The 17,044-nt window shown below is 69.4% G+C and carries 12 protein-coding genes and 1 tRNA gene; 9 read left to right on the plus strand and 4 right to left on the minus strand.

The window, feature by feature from the left end; translation table 11 throughout:
- Nucleotides 1-23: 23 nt before the first annotated feature.
- Together VIG79_RS12555 and VIG79_RS12560 are read left to right on the plus strand one after the other, a co-directional pair.
- Nucleotides 24-1,106 (plus strand): NAD(P)-binding domain-containing protein, encoded by a 1,083-nt coding sequence (locus VIG79_RS12555; RefSeq protein ID WP_331886083.1) that lies wholly within the window; start codon nt 24-26, stop codon nt 1,104-1,106.
- A complete protein-coding gene (locus VIG79_RS12560) occupies nt 1,103-2,464 on the plus strand; it encodes an NAD(P)/FAD-dependent oxidoreductase (RefSeq protein ID WP_331886085.1) in 1,362 nt (453 codons plus the stop codon). The genes VIG79_RS12555 and VIG79_RS12560 overlap by 4 nt, the downstream gene beginning before the upstream one ends.
- A gap of 190 nt (nt 2,465-2,654) precedes the next feature.
- On the opposite strand, the gene VIG79_RS12565 is transcribed toward VIG79_RS12560, so the two are convergent.
- The 4 genes from VIG79_RS12565 to VIG79_RS12580 form a co-directional block, all read right to left on the minus strand.
- Nucleotides 2,655-3,863, minus strand: a complete 1,209-nt coding sequence (locus tag VIG79_RS12565) for an acetate kinase (protein ID WP_331886087.1) — start codon at nt 3,861-3,863, stop codon at nt 2,655-2,657.
- Nucleotides 3,860-5,950, minus strand: a complete 2,091-nt coding sequence (pta, locus tag VIG79_RS12570; protein ID WP_331886089.1) for a phosphate acetyltransferase — start codon at nt 5,948-5,950, stop codon at nt 3,860-3,862. Before pta ends, VIG79_RS12565 begins: the two co-directional genes overlap by 4 nt.
- Before the next feature lie 3 nt (nt 5,951-5,953).
- Nucleotides 5,954-8,356, minus strand: a complete 2,403-nt coding sequence (locus VIG79_RS12575) for a phosphoketolase family protein (protein WP_331886091.1) — start codon at nt 8,354-8,356, stop codon at nt 5,954-5,956.
- 80 nt (nt 8,357-8,436) lie between these two features.
- Entirely contained in the window at nt 8,437-9,852 is a 1,416-nt protein-coding gene (locus tag VIG79_RS12580) for an MFS transporter (protein WP_331886093.1), read from the minus strand.
- Between the two features lie 55 nt (nt 9,853-9,907).
- On the opposite strand from VIG79_RS12580, the gene VIG79_RS12585 reads away from it, so the two are divergent.
- The 7 genes from VIG79_RS12585 to VIG79_RS12605 all read left to right on the plus strand — a co-directional run bounded on the left by VIG79_RS12585 (nt 9,908) and on the right by VIG79_RS12605 (nt 16,874).
- Nucleotides 9,908-11,209: an alpha-hydroxy-acid oxidizing protein gene (locus VIG79_RS12585; RefSeq protein WP_331886095.1), complete on the plus strand. Its 1,302-nt coding sequence runs from the start codon at nt 9,908-9,910 to the stop codon at nt 11,207-11,209.
- A gap of 102 nt (nt 11,210-11,311) precedes the next feature.
- A tRNA-Leu gene (locus VIG79_RS12590) sits at nt 11,312-11,395 on the plus strand.
- A gap of 591 nt (nt 11,396-11,986) precedes the next feature.
- Nucleotides 11,987-12,547 carry an alpha-amylase family glycosyl hydrolase gene (locus VIG79_RS19820; RefSeq protein ID WP_414672626.1) on the plus strand — a complete coding sequence of 187 codons (561 nt, stop codon included), beginning with the start codon at nt 11,987-11,989 and terminating at the stop codon, nt 12,545-12,547.
- A 38-nt stretch (nt 12,548-12,585) separates the two neighbouring features.
- The gene (locus tag VIG79_RS19825) at nt 12,586-12,717 is read left to right on the plus strand and encodes a hypothetical protein (RefSeq protein WP_414672627.1); all 132 of its coding nucleotides are present in this window, start codon (nt 12,586-12,588) and stop codon (nt 12,715-12,717) included.
- Nucleotides 12,672-13,679 (plus strand): alpha-amylase family glycosyl hydrolase, encoded by a 1,008-nt coding sequence (locus VIG79_RS19830; RefSeq protein WP_414672628.1) that lies wholly within the window; start codon nt 12,672-12,674, stop codon nt 13,677-13,679. The genes VIG79_RS19825 and VIG79_RS19830 overlap by 46 nt, the downstream gene beginning before the upstream one ends.
- A 553-nt stretch (nt 13,680-14,232) precedes the next feature.
- Nucleotides 14,233-15,243 carry a LacI family DNA-binding transcriptional regulator gene (locus tag VIG79_RS12600; protein ID WP_331886097.1) on the plus strand — a complete coding sequence of 337 codons (1,011 nt, stop codon included), beginning with the start codon at nt 14,233-14,235 and terminating at the stop codon, nt 15,241-15,243.
- A gap of 308 nt (nt 15,244-15,551) precedes the next feature.
- Nucleotides 15,552-16,874 (plus strand): ABC transporter substrate-binding protein, encoded by a 1,323-nt coding sequence (locus VIG79_RS12605; protein WP_331886099.1) that lies wholly within the window; start codon nt 15,552-15,554, stop codon nt 16,872-16,874.
- Nucleotides 16,875-17,044 lie beyond the last annotated feature (170 nt).

Consider the following 17,044-nt stretch of genomic DNA (forward strand, 5'->3'; position numbering starts at 1 on the left):
GGGCCGACACCCGAGGACCGCCCGTGAGCCAGACCGGCACCTTTGCCTTCCTCGTCCACCCACGCGCCAACCTCTCCGAGGACATGGCGCGGGTGGCGAAGCCCCTCGGCCTCGTGCCCGAGCGCCTCTACGACGTCGCCCTGCGCCGCCTGCCGGTACCCCCGGTAACGATGGCCTCGGTCCACCTCGCCAGTCGCCATGTCGGCCACGTGGTCCTCGTTCCGTTCGGTGCTCGCCACATGCTCGCCCAGCCCGCGGAGGCCCGCGACCGCGTCGGCCGGGCCGTCGACCACGCGGTCGGCCTCGGGGCGTCCGTGGTCGGCCTGGGTGCGCTCACCGCGCCGGTCACCGCGGGCGGGGTCTCGCTGCGCCACCGCTGCGACATCGCCGTCACCAACGGCAACGCCTTCACCGCCGCCATCGTCCACGACCAGGTCCGCGAGCTGGTTCGGGCCTCCGGCTCCGGCCGGGTCGCCGTCGTCGGGGCCACCGGCAGCGTCGGCACGACCGTTGCCAAGATGGTCGCCCGCCACCGCGACGCCGACGAGCTCCTCCTCGTCGCCCGCAACGAGCGCCGCCTGGACTCGTTGCGCTGCAACCTCTCCGGCCGCGGAGTGGCGGTCCGGTCGTCCACCGACCTGCACGCCATCCGCTCCGCCGACGTCGTCGTGCTCCTCACCGCGGCGGCCGGTTCCGTCCTCGAGTCCGAGCACCTCGCCGAGGGCGCCGTCGTCCTCGATGCCACGCAGCCGCGCAATACCTCGACCGCGCTCGCCCGCGACCGGCGCGACGTCCAGATCCTCGACGGCGGCATCGTGTCGATCCCGTCCCTGGAGATCCGCGGCGGCAACGTCGGACTGCCCAACGGCCGGGCGTATGCGTGCTTCGCCGAGACCGCGCTCCTCGCCCTCTCCGGGCACCAGGGGCACTTCTCCATCGGGATCCCCGACCTCGACCAGGTCGACGTGATCCGATCCCTCGCCCGCGAGTACGCCCACCTCGGGTTCACGGTGGCCGCGCCGACCTCGTTCGGTGTTCCGGTCCGGGTGCCGGACCGCGTCAGGACCGGCGACGCGACCGCCCTCGTCGAGGAGGCCGTGGCGTGAACGTTCGTCAGCGGGTGGTCTTCATCGGCGGCGGGTACGCCACCCTCCACGCATACCAGGTCCTGGCCCGTCGCCGTCGCCGCGAGATCCGGCGCGGCCGGCTCGAGCTCGTCGTCATCAGCGCCGACGACCACCACAGTTTCCACGGGTTCACCGGTGAGGTCCTCGCCGGCCTGCTGCCGTACGCGGTCACCCGCGCCTCGCTCCGCGACGCGATGCCCCACGCTGCCGTGATCCCCGGCATGGTCACGCAGGTCGACCGCGGCCGGCAGCTCGTCACCTACGTCCGGGTCGGCGCCGCCGGCAGCGGTCAGGTCGAGTCGCTGCGGTACGACGAGCTCGTCGTCGCCCCGGGCGGCCGCGAGCCGGTGCAGGACGTGCCCGGCATGAGCGAGCACGGCTTCACCCTGCGCAGCCCCGGCGACATGCGGCGGCTCCTCGGCCGCCTCGTCGTCCTCGAGCACCCGTCGGCCGGGCGCGAGCCCGCCGACCTCGTCGTCGTCGGCGGTGGCTTCGCCGGCGTGGAGCTCGCCGCCGCGCTCGCCGCGCGGCCCACCACGGTGCGCGGCCGCCGTGTCCACCTCGTGCACTCCGGGGCGGCCGTCCTGCCGCAGCTGCGCGACCAGCAGCCGTCCCTGGCCCGTCGCGCCGAGCGCGAGCTCGAGCGCCTCGGCGTCGTCGTGCACTGCGGAGTCCGGGTCGTCGCTGTCGGTCGCCACCACGTCGCCCTGTCCGACGGTCGCCGGCTGCCCACCTCACTCGTCCTGTCGACCACGGGCCAGCGCGCCGTCCAGCTCCCCGGTCTCGAGGAGCTGCCGACCGACGACAACGGCCGGCTGCTCACGACACCGGACCTCGCCGTCGCCCCGGGCATCTGGGCCGCCGGTGACGCCGCTCGCGTCAACCACCCCCGGACCCGTACCCCCGTGCCGGCCAACGCCCTGTGGGCGATCAAGGCCGGCGACCACCTCGGCCGCAACCTGGCCCGCAGCGTGGTGGGCCACCGCAGCACCCCGTTCCGATACCTCGGTCTCGGCCAGGCGGCCTCGTTCGGCGTGGGCCGCGGGATCGCCGAGCTCTACGGTCTCCCGCTGACCGGCTGGGTAGCCTGGGTGACCCGCCTCGCCTTCTTCATCCGGTTCATGCCGTCGCACGCCAACGCCGTCGAGACGCTCGCCTTCCTCGTCTCGCGGCGCTCGGCGGTCCCGTCGGTGGTCGGGTTCGCGACCGGGCCGACGCCGATCCCCGCACCGCCCCGCCACACGGCCGTGTCGACGTCCCGGCGCAACGGCGCGGTCCGCGTGGTGCGCGCGCCGGCCGTGTCGTCCACGGTCGACGAGTGCACCAGGGTCGCCTGACTCAGCGGCGGGTCAGGCTGACACCGCGCAGCCGCAGGACTTGCACAGAACCGACCACCGACAACCCTCCAACCCCGAAACCCGTTCATCGACAACCGAATTCGGCGACCACATATCCACATGGTCTGCTCACTTCACCACACTCGCCCCACCAGCCGCCGAGGAATACCTGAACGGCGGCGTGCTTGGGCTAGGGGCCGCCGACGAGCGCGGCGGCCTGGGTCGCGATCTCGAGCTCCTCGTTGGTGGGGATGACGAGAACCGCCGTGGCACTCGACTCGGTGGAGATGCGACGCTCACCGCTGCCCGCTGCGACGTTGGCCTCCTCGTCGAGCTCGACGCCGAGGATTCCGAGGTCGTGACAGACGGCGGCGCGCAGCCGCGGGGCGTGCTCCCCGATGCCCGCCGTGAAGACGACCGCGTCGAGGCGGCCGAGCGCCACCGCATAAGCGCCGATGTACTTGCGCAGCCGATAGGCGGCGACATCGAAGGCCAGCCGTCCGTCCGGGTCGTTCTCGGCGACCAGCTGGTCGACCTCGCGGAAGTCGTTGGTACCGCTCAGTCCCTTCAGCCCGCTCTCCCGGTTGAGCGCCGCGTCGACGTCGTCGGCGGTCATCCCCGAGCGGACCATGAACGAGAACAGCCCGGGGTCGATGTCACCCGACCGGGTCCCCATGACGAGACCCTCCAGGGGCGTCAGTCCCATCGAGGTGTCCTTGCTCCGACCACCGGAGATCGCCGCCGCGCTCGCACCGTTGCCGAGGTGCAGCACGACGAAGTCGGTGTCCTCGACCGGCTTCCCGAGGAAGGTCGCCGCGCGACGGGTCACGTAGGCGTAGGACGTGCCGTGGAAGCCGTAGCGCCGCACCTGGTGCTGCTCGCGCCACGACCTCGGGACGGCGTAGGTGTAGGAGTGCGCGGGCATCGCGTGGTGGAACGCCGTGTCGAAGACCGCCACCTGCGGAACGTCGGGGAACCGCTCGCGGGCGACGCGGATCCCCTCGAGGTTCGCCGGGTTGTGCAGCGGTGCCAGGGGTTTCAGCTCCTCGATGGCCGCCATGACCTCGTCGGTGACGACCACCGGGTCGCTGAACCGCTCGCCGCCGTGCACCACCCGGTGCCCGACCGCGACGAGGCCGAGCTGGTCGTAGGACGGCCCGTAGTCGCGGAACGCGTCGGCGACGACACCCAGCGCCTCGCGATGCGAGGCGATGCGGCGTTCGACGGTATGCGTCTGCCCGTCGCGCTCGTGGGTGGCCGTCGACCCGCGCTCGCCGATCCGCTCGACACTGCCCTTGGCGAGCGCCGATCCCGTTGCGGCGTCGACCAGCTGGTACTTCAGCGACGACGACCCGGCATTGACCACGAGCACCGGTCGCGACTCCGTCGTCCCCGTCACGACGTCCCCTCGGCCTGGATCGCCGTGATCGCCACGGTGTTGACGATGTCCTGGACCAGCGCACCGCGGGACAGGTCGTTGACCGGCCTGCGGAGGCCCTGGAGCACCGGCCCGACCGCCACGGCACCGGCGCTGCGCTGGACCGCCTTGTAGGTGTTGTTGCCGGTGTTGAGGTCCGGGAAGACCAGCACGGTGGCGCGCCCGGCGACGGGGGAGTCCTTGAGCTTTGCGGCCGCGACGGCCATGTCGACGGCCGCGTCGTACTGGATCGGTCCCTCGACCGGCAGGTCCGGCGCCCGGGTCCGGACCAGCTCGGTCGCGGCGTAGACCTTGTCGACGTCGGCGCCGCTGCCGGAGACGCCGGTCGAGTACGAGAGCATCGCGACCCGAGGCTCGATCCCGAACTGTGCCGCCGTCGCAGCCGACGACACAGCGATGTCAGCGAGCTGCTCGGCGGTGGGGTCGGGGTTCACCGCGCAGTCGCCGTAGACCAGGACGCGGTCGGGCAGGCACATGAGGAACACCGACGAGACGATGGCCACTCCCGGTCTCGTCTTGACCACCTCGAGGGCCGGCCGGATCGTGTGCGCCGTCGTGTTGATCGCTCCGGAGACCATACCGTCGGCGAGCCCGTCGACGACCATCATCGTCCCGAAGTAGCTGGGGTCGACGACGACGTCCCACGCCTGCTCGGCGGTGACGCCCTTGTGCGCTCGCAGCGCCGCATACTCCTGCGCGAACCGCGATCGCAGCGGTTCATCGTGCGGGTCGACGAGCTCGGCGTCGCTGATGTCCAGGCCGAGCTGGGAGGCCTTCGCGGTGATGCCGGACGGGTTGCCGAGAAGGGTCAGCCGCACGACCCCACGCCGCAGCAGCTGGTCGGCCGCCGCGAGGATGCGCGGCTCCTCGCCCTCGGGCAGGACGATGTGCTTGCCTGCCGCACGGGCCCGGTCCATCAGCTGGTGCTCGAACATCAAGGGCGTCACGACGCTGGTCGGGCTCACGTCGAGCCGGTCGAGCAGGGCCGGGCCCTCGACGTGCTCGTCGAACAGCCGCAGGGCGGTCTCGACCTTCCGCGTCGACGAGCGAGTCAGGCGGGGTGCAACCGCATACAGGTCGGCGGCCGTCCGCATGGTGCCGGCGCTCGTCGTGATGACCGGCACGTGGACGTCGAGGCCGGAGACCAGGCGCTCGACGGAGAACGGCACGTCCAGGCCCCCGTTGAGGACGATGCCCGACGGCGACGGGAAGGTCTTGGCCGGATGCGCGAGGAGCAGCGCGAGGAGGACGTCGGCGCGGTCGGCCGGCGAGATGACCACGCAGCCCTCGAACAGGCGGTCCAGGACGTTCGGCATGGTCATGGCGGCCACGATGAGCCCGGACGACTCGCGGTCCAGCAGCCCGTCGTCGCCGTGGATCAGGGTGCCGTGGGTGGCGGCCATGAGCTCCCGGACGGTGGGGGAGTCGAGGACGGGGTCGGTGGGGATGGCGTAGGCGGGAACCCCGTCGGCGACGCCCGCCATTGCCGTGATGGTCGCTGGAACATCCTCTCGCGCGACGCGGTTCGCGACGACGGCCAGCACTGACGCGTGGTGGTGCCGCGCGTCACCGACCGCGAGGTCGGCGGCGACCCGCACCTGCTCCGGCGTCTTGCCCTTGCCGGCCACCACAAGGACCATCGGGCTGTTGAGGTTCGCCGCGACGCGGGCGTTGAACGAGAACTCGGTCGGCGATGCGATGTCGGTGTAGTCGGAGCCCACGACGAGGACCGCGTCGAACCGGTCGGCCACGGCGTGGTAGCGGTCGACGATCGTCGACATCGCGGCGTCGGCGTCGTGGTGGACGTCGTCGTAGAAGACACCGGCCGCCTCGTGCGCGGTCAGGAGCGCGGCGGAGTCACCGGCCCGCTCGAGCCGTGAGAGCAGCAGGTCGAGGACGTGGTCCTCGTCGGCATCCGCCGTCCGCACGACCGGGCGGAACACCGCGACCCGGCCGACCCGTCGGCTCAGCTGGTCGAGTATCCCGACGGCGACGGCCGACTTGCCCGACTGCCCTTCGGATGACGCGAGGTAGACGCTGGTCGCCACGGCTCAGCCGTGCCACGTCCAGTCACGCACCTCGGGCAGGTCCTCGAGATGCTCGCGGATGTAGGTCTCGTGGGTGGCCAGCATCTGGTTGCAGTGGGCGGTCAGCTCGTGCCAGCGCGGCGGCCGCTTGAGACTGCGGCGGAGCGCTTCGATGGCCAGGTGGTATCGCGACACCTTGTTGAGCACGACCATGTCGAAGGGTGTCGTGGTCGTGCCCTGTTCGCTGAACCCGCGCACGTGGAACCGCCCCGGGTTGCTACGGCCGTGGACGAGCTGGTGCACCGCTCGCGGGTAGCCGTGGAACGCGAAGATCACCGGACGGTCCGGGGTGAAGAGGTCCTCGAACACCGAGTCGGTGTAGCCGTGCGGGTGCTCCTCCTCGGGCAGCAGCGCCATGAGGTCCACGACGTTGACGAACCGGACCTTCAGCTCCGGGGTCCACTCGCGCAGCAGCTCGGCCGCCGCCAGCGCCTCCTGGGTGGGTACGTCTCCGGCAGCGGCGATGACGATGTCCGGCTCCTCCCGCGGGCCGACGTTCGAGGCCCAGTCCCAGACACCGGCGCCCTGCGCGCAGAGCGCGTCGGCCTCCTCCATCGAGAGGTACTGCAGGTGCGGCTGCTTGTCGAGGACGATGAGGTTGACATGGTCCTTGCTGCGCAGGCAGTGGTCCATGATCGACAGGCCCGTGTTGGCGTCCGGCGGCAGCCACACCCGAACCACGCCGGGGGCCAGCGGGAGCAGCGAGTCGATGAGGCCCGGCCCCTGGTGGGAGAACCCGTTGTGGTCGTTCCGCCAGCACGTGCTGGTGAGCAGGATGTTGAGCGACGACACCGGTTCCCGCCACGCGAGGTCCTGCGCGTGCTGGAGCCACTTGACGTGCTGGATGGTCATCGACGCCGACACCATCGCGAACGCCTCGTAGGTCGCGAAGACCCCGTGCCGGCCGCTGAGGAGGTACCCCTCGAGCCAACCGGAGCAGAGGTGTTCCGACAGGACCTCCATGACCCGGCCGTCGGCCGAGAGCTTCTGGTCCGTCGGTCGCAGCGGCGCCTGGAGACAGCGGTCGGTGGTCTCGAACACGGCCTGCAGCCGGTTGCTCGCCGTCTCATCCGGACAGAACAGCCGGAACGTGCCTCCGCCGTCCTCCGTGACGTCCGCCGCATACACGTCCCGCATCAGCTCGCCCATCGGGCGAGTGCTCTCGTGGGTGGTGACCCCCCGTCGGACGTCGAGCGCGTACGTCTGCAGGTCCTTGATCGGCAGCTCCTTGAGCAGCCGACCGCCGTTGGCGAACGGCGTGGCCGACATTCGCTTGTCGCCCTGCGGAGCCAGCGCCCGCAGCTCCTCGACCAGCCGCCCACTCTCGTCGAACAGCTGGTCGGGCCGGTATTTCTCGAGCCACTCCTGGAGGATCTGCAGGTGCGCCGGGTTGCCCTTGATCCCGGACAGCGGGACCTGGTGGCTGAGGTTGGTGTCCTCGACCTGCACGCCGTCGACCGCGTGCGGGCCGGTCCAACCCTTGGGTGTACGCAGCACAATGGCGGGCCAGCGGTGCCGGATCTGCTCGCTGGGGTCACCGCCGCGGGCCGACTCGCGCAGCGCCATGATCTGCTCGTGGCTGCGGACCAGCGCCGCCCAGAGGTCGCGGAACACCTGCTCCGGGTCGTCGCCCTCGACGACGACCGGGTCCCAGCCCTGGCTGCGGAGGTAGGCGACCATGTCCTCGTCGGACGTGCGGCCGAAGACGGTCGGCCCGGCGATCTTGTAGCCGTTGAGGTGGAGGATCGGCAGCACCGCGCCATCGCGGCGCGGGTTGAGGAAGTTGGGCAGCTTCCACGAGCCCGACAGCGGTCCGGTCTCGGCCTCGCCGTCCCCGACCACACAGGCGACGAAGAGGTCGGGGTGGTCCATGGCCGCCCCACCGGCGTGCGCCAGCGCATACCCGAGCTCGCCGCCCTCGTGGATGCTGCCGGGGGTCTGCACGCTGACGTGGCTGGGGATCCCGCCGGGGGAGGAGAACTGCCGGAACAGTCGCAGGACGCCTTCGGCGTCGGAGGTGATGTGCGGGTAGATCTGGGAGTAGGTGCCTTCGAGGTATGCGGCGGCGACCAGAGCCGGTCCACCGTGCCCCGGGCCGGTGACGTAGATCCAGTCCGACCCGGTGCGGTTGATGAGCCGGTTGAGCAGGACGTAGATCATCGAGAGTCCGGGGCTGGTGCCCCAGTGGCCGAGTAACCGTGGCTTGATGTGCTCCATCGCCAGCGCTTCGCGCAGCAGCGCGTTGCCCTGGAGGTAGATCTGGCCGACCGTGAGGTAGTTCAGCGCGTCCCACCAGCGCAGGTCGAGACGGAGGTCGTCGCTCTCGTAGTCAGTGAGGTTCTCGGTCACGGAGGCGGTTCTGGACATGACGTTCTCCCTGATGTCGCGACGACGCAGCCGGCGGTGTCGATCCTGCCATGCGGGCCGCCGCCCCTCCCAGGGCCGCGTCAGAGGTCGGACTGGTCCGCGAGAGGCGCGTTCTCCGGGGTGTTACGGATGAGCAGCCACGAGACGACGCCCCCGGCGACGAGCAGACCCACGCATACCCACATCGCCGTGCGGTAGGCGGCGGAGAAGACCGCCGCGTCACGGTAGGCGGTGCCGCTCAGGCCGACGAGCGCCGGCAGGGCGGCGACGGCGAGGAGGGTGCCCGCGCGCGCCACCGCGTTGTTCACGCCGCTCGCCGCGCCGGCGTAGCGGTCGGGGGCGGCCGCCAGGACGGTCGCCGTGAGGGGAGCGACGAGCAGGCAGAGGCCCAACCCGAAGACGACGACGCCGGGAAGGATCCCGAGCACGTAGGAGGTGCCGGCGCCGACTGTGCTCAGCAGGGCGACCCCGACCGCGCAGACGACCGGGCCGACCGTCATCGGCAGGCGTGGGCCGATCCGAGCGCCGAGCTCGCCGCCCTTGGCTGCGAGGAACAGCATCAGCAGGGTCATCGGCAGGGTGGCCACGCCGGCTAGTAGGGGGCCGTAGCCGAGCACCGTCTGCAGCTGGAGGGTGAGGAAGAACAGCACTGCTCCGAGGGCGCCGTAGACGATGAGGGTCATGAGGTTGGCGCCGGTGAACTGCCGGCTGGTGAACAGCGACGGCTGGACCATGGGGTTCTTCGCACGCCGCTCGACGGCGACGAAGCCGACGGCGATGGCCAGACCGACGAGAAGGAACGCGATGGTCCACGCCGGGCCGAGACTGCCGTACTCGATGAGCGCATAGGTCACCAGGGCCAGCGAGGCGGTCGCGAGGACCGCCCCCAGTACGTCGAAGCTGCCGCCGGCCTCCTCGTCACGAGTCTCGGGAACCGTCCGGAGCGCGAGCACGACGGTCACCACGGCCAACGGGATGTTCAGGAAGAACGCCCAGCGCCAGCTGGCGTACTGGACCAGCCAGCCGCCGACGAACGGGCCGATGGCCGCCGCGATGCCGCCGAGCCCGGACCACGACCCGATCGCCCGGGCGCGGTCCTCGGGGCGGATCGTCGCCTCGATCATCGACAGGCTGCCGGGCGTCAGCAGCGCACCCGCAGCGCCTTGGAGGACGCGGGCGAGGATGAGCTGGCCCGGGTTCTGGGCGAACCCGCACAGTGCCGACGTCGCGGCGAACCCGGCGACGCCGATGAGGAAGATCTTGCGCCGTCCGTAGCGGTCGCCGAGGCTGCCCCCGAGCAGGATCAGCGAGGCCAGGGAGAGCAGGTACCCGTTGGTGACCCACTGGAGCTCGGCCAGGCTCGCGTTGAGGTCCTCGCCGATCCGCACCAGGGCGACGTTGACGATGGTGCCGTCGAGCATGGCCATGCCGGAGCCGAGGACCGCGGCCGCGACGATCCCGCGCCCGGTCCTCGACGAGAGCTCGACCGCCGTCACCGGGGCAGTCTGACACCCGGGTCGGACGCGCCCGCTGAGCGGTAGCGTCCCGGGGATGGGCGAGACACCCGCGTTCGGTCCAGGCCGGATACGGCAGAACGCGATCTACCGGGCGGGCGCGCTGGGGCGCCGTCCACGCGTACCGACCGACCCGAACGGGCTGGAGCGCGCCGCTCGTCGTGCCATGTCCGGTGACGCGTGGGCGTACGTCGCCGGGGGAGCGGGCGACGGCGCGACGATGCGAGCCAACCGCGCCGCGTTCGACCGGTGGGCCCTGGTGCCTCGGATGCTGCGGGACGTGTCGTCGCGCGACCTGTCGGTCTCCCTGCTCGGTATGCGGTTGCCCGCGCCGTTGCTCGTGGCCCCGATCGGAGCGGCCGGGCTGGTGCGGCGCGGGGCCGACGAGATGGTCGGCGCGGCGGCGACGGCGGTGGGTCTGCCCTACATCCTGTCCAGCCAAGGCTCGTCGCCGATGGAGGCTACGGCCCGGGCGATGGGGGAGGGGACGAGGTGGTACCAGCTGTACTGGTCGACCGACGAGGCGCTCGTCGACTCGTTCATCGGGCGAGCGGAGGCCATGGGTGCATCGGCCCTCGTCGTCACCCTGGACACGACGATGCTCGGCTGGCGGCCGCAGGACCTCAACCGCGGCTCGCTTCCCTTCGCGCGGGGGATCGGGATCGCGCAGTACACGTCGGACCCGAGGTTCCGGGAGCTGGTTCGGGAGCGCGTTGCTGCTGGTGCCGGGTTGTCCGCACCGCGACCGCGGCCGACGCCCGGCGCGCTGCGGACGCTCGCGTCGATGGCCCGCGAGCTGCCCGGCGGGTTCGTCGACAATGTGCGCTCGCCGCATACCCGGGCCGCGGTCGAGACCTTCCTCGCCATCTACTCCAAGCCGTCGCTGTCGTGGGACGACCTCGCCACGCTGCGCTCGCGGACCCGGCTCCCGGTGCTGCTCAAGGGGATTCTGCACCCGGACGACGCGCTGCGTGCTGTCGAGCTGGGGGTGGCCGGACTCTTGGTGTCCAACCACGGGGGCCGGCAGGTCGACGGGGCGATCGGGGCGCTCGACGCCCTGGTGGACGTTGTCGCCGCCCTCGGTGGAGCCGGGTCGACCTCGGTGCCGGTGATCCTCGACAGCGGGGTCCGGTCGGGCGTCGACATCGTCAAGGCACTGGCTCTCGGCGCAGCTGCGGTCACCGTGGGACGGCCGCACGTCTACGGGCTCGCACTGGACGGCTCGGCGGGGGTGCAGGCGGTCCTCGACAACCTCGTCGCCGAGCTCGACCTGACCCTCGGGCTCATCGGTATGCGGTCCATCGCCGAGCTGAGTCCAGCGGCGCTGCGGCGGATCTAGGAGGGTGCCGTGCGGGGCTTGCCGGTTCGGAGTTCAACCGGCCTGCGTGCTACCGTTTCGGCGCGCTGAGGGGCCTCCTGGAGGGGCGCCGAGGCCCACCTTGTCCGGGTGGCGGAATGGCAGACGCGCTAGCTTGAGGTGCTAGTGCCCTTAACGGGCGTGGGGGTTCAAGTCCCCCTCCGGACACGCGATTAGGCCTCTGACCTGCGCTTATGTACAAGCGTTCGAGTCTGAACCCGTATTGAACCCCCACGCTTTCGTTCCATATTTCGGGATGAGCGTCTCAAGTCGGATTTCCCATTCGCGGATTCTCCCCGCTGCCGAGCCGTCGATCAGATGCGCCTTCTCCGGCTTCACCGCCTACAACAGCGGCGTGACGGGGTTGAACGCTTAGGTCATCACCACCAAACCGTCAACGAACTGCCGACCGTCCCTCGTGGGTATCGGCACCGGCACTGTGAACCCGGCACGATCAAGACGCGGCAGCAGGTCGGTTTCCAAACCAGACCAGCATCGTGTTGAGCACCGAGCCGGCCGACCGCGAGCTCCCCGTTCACGCGAGAGGCGGGATCTCGCTACGAGCCCTTGAACACCGACCCCCAAAAGTGGATGTGGCTTCGGCGACCTTTCGGAGTTCTTGAACCTGACCAGCGAGTCGGTTCTGGCGCCCGCGTGTCGTGTCACAGCGGCTCGTCGGATCAGCCACTTCCCGGAGGACCCACCGTTGCCGACCGTCCTGCGGGACACATCTGATCCGACTCTGGTTGGATTTCGGGTGTGAATGCTGAAGACGCTGAGTGGTGGAAATCGGCTGTCGTCTACCAGATCTACCCGCGAAGCTTCGCTGACTCCGACGGTGACGGGATTGGCGATCTGAAGGGCATCATCGGCAGGTTGGACTATCTGGCGACGCTCGGCGTGGACGTCGTCTGGCTGTCGCCGATCTATCGGTCACCGCAGGCCGACTTCGGGTACGACATCAGCGACTACCAGGACATCGATCCCCTCTTCGGCTCGCTCGCAGACTTCGACGAGCTCCTCGCTGGTGCGCATGCGCGCGGCATGAAGCTCATCTTGGACCTGGTGGTCAACCACACCTCAGACGAGCATCCGCGGTTCGTGGCGTCACGGTCCTCAGTCGGGGACCCGCATCGTGACTGGTACGTCTGGCGCGATCCGAGAGATGGCGGCGAGCCGAACAACTGGGGGTCGTTCTTCGGCGGCTCTGCATGGGAGCTCGATGCAGGGTCGGGTCAGTACTACCTGCACCTGTTCGACAAGAAGCAGCCGGACCTGAACTGGGAGAACCCTGCGGTCCGCGCGGCCGTCACCACATGATGCGATGGTGGCTGGACCGCGGCGTCGACGGTTTCCGCATGGACGTCATCAACTTCATCTCCAAAGCCGACGGTCTTCCCGACGCACCCAACCCCTCAGGGGCCCGCTATGTCAATGCGTCCAAATGTTCGCCGACGGTCCACGCGTCCACGACTACCTGGCCGAGATGACCCGTGAGGTCTTCACCGGCCGGGACGGCCCGTACCTCACGGTCGGTGAGATGCCCGGAGTGACCTATGAACAGGCTCGCCTCTACACCGGCGAGGACCGCGGCGAGCTGAACATGGTCTTCCAGTTCGACCACGTCCAACTGGACCAGAGCAAGTTCAACAAGTTCGACTACCTCGGCCTGGACCGGGTGGCGCTGAAAGAGACGCTGCATCGTTGGCAACGCGAGCTGGCCGCGACCGGCTGGAACAGCCTGTACTGGAACAACCACGACCAGCCCCGCGCCGTGTCCCGGTTCGGCGACGACGACCCCGCCCACTGGTACCGGTCCGCGACCGCCCTGGCCACGATCCTGCACGGCATGAAGGGCACGCCCTACATCTACCAGGGTGAGGAACTCGGCATGACGAACTACCCCTTCACCTGCGCGGATCAGCACCGTGACCCGGAGGCGGCCAACTACTACGCTTCGGTTCTCGAACTCGGCCTCGACGAAGGCGCCGCCTTGACCGGGTTGGCGAAGATCAGCCGGGACAACGCCCGCACCCCCATGCAATGGGACTCCACCGCCCACGCCGGTTTCACCACCGGCGAACCGTGGCTGCCGGTCAATCCCAACTACACCTGGCTCAACGCGGCCGCCCAGCAAGACGCAACCAATTCAGTCTTCGCCTACTACCGCCAGCTGATCCAGCTTCGGCACGACCGGCCAATCCTCATCGACGGCGACTTCACACCGCTCTTCGAGGACGATCCGCACATCTGGGCCTACACCCGTATGAGCGACATCGAGTCGCTGCTGATCATCGCCAACTGCGGAACCGACCCACGCACAGTCACCCTGGACGACGGCTGGCTCGGAGCCCGCCTCGTCCAGGCCAACTCGCCAGCCCCGGCAATAATCGACAACCACAACATCGCACTCGACAGCTGGGATGCACGGATCTACCACAAGCCGGCATAGACGGCGCCGTCGACCGCTCCGCCTCGGCCTGCCAGGACGGCCACTAGGGTGGACGCCGCGTGACCACCAGGCCAACAGGCGGCCGGCCTCGCTCCCTCGACCGTCTCAAGGGCGTGTTCCCGGCCCGGCATGGTCAACTCTCGCACGGCCGAACGAATCTTCACCGCGACCCCTCAACACCCGCTCCTCGGCAAGACAGGGCGATCAGGCTCGATTGTGTGCGTCAGGGGCGGTCTGAAGGGACCGCTCGGACGACGCCCTTACTGGGCCGGTGTGAGTCACGCCCACTGTGGGATGCGGGCGCCTGGCTTGCACACAGCCCTCGGTAGATTGGGCCGTTGGCCACCTAGGCAGGCCTGCTACGCGTGAGGCGGCCTCGATATAGATCCTTCGGGCGGCTCGGGCGACACCGCACCTGAGATGGAAGGCGGATCATCCGCCGGCACGGCATACGGTCCTGCCCGTCCAGGTCCATCACCGGACTGGGAGGATCGACCTGAGCACTGCGGGTAGCTCCTCGTACTCTGTCCATGTGGGCAAGCAGGCTTCTCGGATGACCCTGGCCGATGTTGCGCGGTTGGCGGGCGTCGGGCTGGGCACGGCGTCGCGCGCGCTGAATGACGCTCCTGGCGTGTCTGACGCAACACGGCGGCGGGTGCTGGAGGTGGCCGCTCACCACTCGTATGTCGTCTCCCCGGACGCATCGCGGCTCGCCGGCGGGGCTACCAGGCGGGTGGCGGTCGTTGTGCCGCATCTGTCCCGGTGGTTCTTCGGGGCGATGGTGGAGTCGATGCAGGGTGTGTTCTTCGAGGCCGGCCTAGATGTCTTGCTTTACCAGGTGAAGGACGGCGAGGCACGACACACGTTCTTCGCCGAGTTGCCGGCTTTGCGCAAGGTTGACGCCCTGGTAGCGGTGGGGCTCGACATCGACGACCTCGAACGGAAGCGCCTGGAGATCATGGGGGTTCATGTCGTGTCGGCGGGCGGGCAGCACGCGGTCTACCCGCACGTCTGCATCGACGACCTCGAGGCGGGACGGCTGGCTGTCGACCATCTGCTGGCCCTCGGCCACCGGGCCATCGCCATGATCGAGACGGACGACCCCGATCAGGCGGTGCACCCGCATGGCCGGTCGAAGGCGTTCTACGCGGCGATGACACGCCACCGTGTCGAGGTTGACCCGCGCTTCGTCATCAAGACCTCGTGGGGCGCGGAGCAGGGGGCGGACGCCAGCGGCACACTGCTTGGCTACACCGACCCGCCGACGGCAATCTATGCGCACTCCGACGAGGTGGCCTTCGGCGCGATCCGCACGATCCGGCGGGCCGGGCTCCGAGTCCCGGAGGACATCTCCGTCGTCGGCATCGACGACCATCCCCTTGCGTCTCTGGTCGATCTGACTACGGTGCGACAGCCGGTCGCCGGGCAGGGAGAGGCGGCGGCCAGGATGGTCGTCGACCTGCTGAGGGGTGAGGATCCCCCTCGGGCCGTGACCATGCCGACCACGCTCATCGTCCGGCGCAGCACCGCCCGACCGAGGCGCCGCCGGGACCTGTCGCGCTGACGGCAACGGCCTCGACGGCGGCGGAAGTGCTTCCGCTGTGGACGTGTCCGGGCCGGGTGAGTCAAGTCGAACGGCCCTGATTCCAGGGGTGCAGCGTAGGAAACCCTGTAGGAAGCGCTTCCGAATTCTTGCGGGAAAGCCTTGACCATGGCCTGACCCGGGGTCTAGTTTCGCAACCGGATCCCGGGCATACCCCTCGGATTTCGCACGGCTCGAGGAGGCGCTGGTGACCCAAACCCTGCTCGTGCGGTTCACGGCCACGGCGTGTCGGCGGCCGGTCTTGGTCGCCGGTCGCGAAGGAGGACCAGATGGATCAATCGAGCAGTCCTGGCCGCAGCGAGCCCGGTCGGACCGTCGGGGTCAGTCGCCGTCGGTTCCTGGGGATGGCCGGGCTGGTCGGCGCCGGAGCGGTCGCGGGGTCGTCGATTCTGAGTGGTTGCTCGTCTTCCTCGGGAGGCACGACGACCATCCGGTTCCTGCAGAACAAGCCGGAGGTGGTCGGCTACTTCAAGGACCTCACGGCGCAGTTCAACGCCTCACAGAAGGACGTCGTGGTGATCCACGACTCGACGCCGACACCGCTGATCCCTCAATTCGTCCGGGGCGCGCCCCCGGACCTGGCGCTGTACAACTACAACCTCGAGACCTCGAACTTCCTTGCCCGCGGGGCCTTGTTGAACTTGGCGCACCTGCCGGAGGCGGCGACCATCGACCCCAACGTGCAGAGCCTGGTCAACCAGTTCGCGACCTTCGAGGACGAGACGAGCGTGCTGCCGTACTCGATCACGGCGGCCGGCGTGATCTACAACAAGGAGCTGTTCGACCAGGCCGGCGTGACGGTGCCGACGACCTGGACCGAGCTCATGTCGGTGTGCGAGACGTTCAAGGCCAAGGGCATCGTCCCGATCTTCCAGACCGACAAGGACACCTGGACGCTCAGCCAGGGCCTCTTCGACTACGTCACCGGCAGCAACCTCGACGTCGCCTCGTTCTTCGCCACCCAGAAGCAGCTGGGCCCCAACGCGGGCGTCGACGCCAGCGTGTCATTCACGAAGAACTTCAAGGACGCCGCCGACAAGATGGTCCAGCTGCAGGGCTACGTCAACCCGGACGCCGCAAGCCGCAGCTACTCCGACGGCAACGTAGCCTTCGCCGGCGGCAAAGCGGCCATGTACCTACAGGGCCCCTGGGCCATCGGCGAGATCGTCAAGATCAACCCTCAGGCCAAGGTGGGGACATTCGCGTTGCCGTCTTCGGACGACAAGGACAAGGTCAAGGTCCGGGTGAACCTCGACCTAGCGCTGTGGATCCCCAACGCGTCGCCCTATCAGGCGGCTGCCACGAAGTATCTCCAGTGGCTGATGCGGCCGGACGTCCAAAACACCTACAACGCCAAGAACCTGGCCTGGTCGACGACCAAGGATGCGCCCCCGATCACGGACGAGCACGAAGCCGACATCGCGCCACTGTTGGCCGCCAAGAAGTTCTACCAGGGGGCTGGTACGTACATGCCCGGTGCCATCCCGCTCGGCAACTACCTGCAGGAGTTCGTCATCAGCCAGGACGCGGACGCGTTCCTCAACAAGCTCGACACCGACTGGGCGCGCTACGCCAAGCGCACCGCGGTCTGACCCGGGACGAACGGAGATGTCATGACCGTCACGGCACCAGTCGCCAGCACCCACGTCGCGGGTGAGCTGCCGGCCAGCAAGACGACCAGCCACTCGACGAAGGTCGAGAAGGTCTACTACTTCATGCTGTTCCCGGCCGTCGCGCTGTTCACCTTCTTCATCACCCTGCC

This window comes from Lapillicoccus sp., from assembly GCF_036559105.1.
In the GTDB taxonomy this organism is placed as follows: domain Bacteria; phylum Actinomycetota; class Actinomycetes; order Actinomycetales; family Dermatophilaceae; genus Lapillicoccus.

Bases quoted from the DNA above. Each gene is read 5' to 3' on its own strand.
- VIG79_RS12600 (WP_331886097.1), top strand. From the start codon at position 14,233: ATGACCCTGGCCGATGTTGCGCGGTTGGCGGGCGTCGGGCTGGGCACG.
- VIG79_RS19830 (WP_414672628.1), top strand. From the start codon at position 12,672: ATGTTCGCCGACGGTCCACGCGTCCACGACTACCTGGCCGAGATGACC.
- VIG79_RS12605 (WP_331886099.1), top strand. From the start codon at position 15,552: ATGGATCAATCGAGCAGTCCTGGCCGCAGCGAGCCCGGTCGGACCGTC.
- VIG79_RS12585 (WP_331886095.1), top strand. From the start codon at position 9,908: ATGGGCGAGACACCCGCGTTCGGTCCAGGCCGGATACGGCAGAACGCG.
- VIG79_RS12575 (WP_331886091.1), bottom strand. From the start codon at position 8,356: ATGTCCAGAACCGCCTCCGTGACCGAGAACCTCACTGACTACGAGAGC.
- VIG79_RS19825 (WP_414672627.1), top strand. From the start codon at position 12,586: ATGGACGTCATCAACTTCATCTCCAAAGCCGACGGTCTTCCCGACGCA.